General features: G+C 56.7%; 1 protein-coding gene. It reads left to right on the top strand.

The window, feature by feature from the left end; translation table 11 throughout:
• Positions 1-383 precede the first annotated feature (383 nt).
• Positions 384-1,079: a secretin N-terminal domain-containing protein gene (locus YY7_RS0149875; RefSeq protein ID WP_028169429.1), complete on the top strand. Its 696-nt coding sequence runs from the start codon at positions 384-386 to the stop codon at positions 1,077-1,079.
• Positions 1,080-1,373 lie beyond the last annotated feature (294 nt).

Genomic DNA, 1,373 nt, shown 5'->3' with positions numbered 1-1,373 from the left:
TATCGCTCTGCATAAGAGGTTCTGGCTGGCTGGTTACCCGCCTCGATACGCCGCCCTTCTCAGGCCGTCATCACCCAGATTCCGCCATAGCTCTGAGCGAAGTCTTATTGACGCTTACGCATTTATGAACGGCTTTGACCGAAGCACTTCCACCCGTCTCGCGCACGCTCCATCGGCTGACATCATCCAGCTGCTGCGCGCACCACCATCACCAAGCGGCGGTGTTGAGACTAGGCGTGTTGCCACCTAACGGGTCAATACCCTAGAAGGGCGAACTGACGACAAGCCGACGAACACGCCAAGGTTTGCGTCATCTAAAGATCACGTTTGTTTCCAAATTGGCCGAATCTCAGCTCTTGTTCTGAGGTCCAAGGAACTAGGGAATGCTTGTGCGAACCACGATGCTGGACATTTTAAAGAGAGCTCTTTGTGTCGGAGCTTTCGTTTCCAGCGGAATACTTCCGGCGTTCGATGCTTCCCTCTCGCTCCCATCGACACCTTATAACTATACGGTTCTGGATCAGGAGCTCTCTGCCGCACTGCAGGAATTCGGTAACAACCTAAATATCAGAGTCAACGTCAGCGCCGAGGTGAAGGGCCGGATCCGCGGGCGAATGCCGGATCTGCCAGCGCGAGAGTTCCTCGATCGTTTGACGAACCTCTACAATCTTCAATGGTACTATGATGGGCTCGTGCTTTACGTATCTGCTGCAAGCGAGGCGCAAAGTCGTCTGCTTGTGTTGAAGCCGATCAGCTTCGACGCATTCAAAGCGGCGCTCGATACACTCAACATCTCCGACGAGCGCTATGCTGTACGAGCGGCACCAGGAAATGGCATCGTCCTGGTTTCTGGTCCACCACGCTTTATTGCGCTCGTGGACCAAACGCTGAGTGGCCTTGTGGCGGAGGCGCAGGCGCGGCCACACGCCGCCGATAAGCAGCCGCGGGAATCGATTCTGAAGTTATTTCGTGGCTCCTCGACCATGGTCATTCGCGATGGACGACCGGAAGCCCCCTATTCTTCCGACGCGCCGCATCAGGACAGCATGGTGCGCGAGCCTGCGCCAGGCCAGAGATGAAATGGAGAATGCGCGGCGGCTTTTGGCGAAAGTCAATGCCCGTCTGCATTGGCTCATTGTGAATCCTTCTGACGCTCGTCAGCTTCTCGAAAGCTCACCCTCCTAGCATGAGAGCGCGGATGTCTGGAAGGCGATGCCGTCCATCCACCGTATTGGACATGCACGTCGAGGCACCCGATGCTCGCAATGACCTGAAACCGAGTTCTGTGCGTCAAGTTCAGCAAAATTGATCATGGGGTCCGGCCAAGCCATCCCCTCGGAGCCGCCGTCGCTCGCTCGCCCCAAGCGCAGCGC

Source organism: Bradyrhizobium elkanii WSM2783 (assembly GCF_000472865.1).
In the GTDB taxonomy this organism is placed as follows: domain Bacteria; phylum Pseudomonadota; class Alphaproteobacteria; order Rhizobiales; family Xanthobacteraceae; genus Bradyrhizobium; species Bradyrhizobium elkanii_A.
The sequence above is the reverse complement of the archived record's forward strand: the minus strand, read 5'-3'. Positions and strand labels throughout refer to the sequence as shown.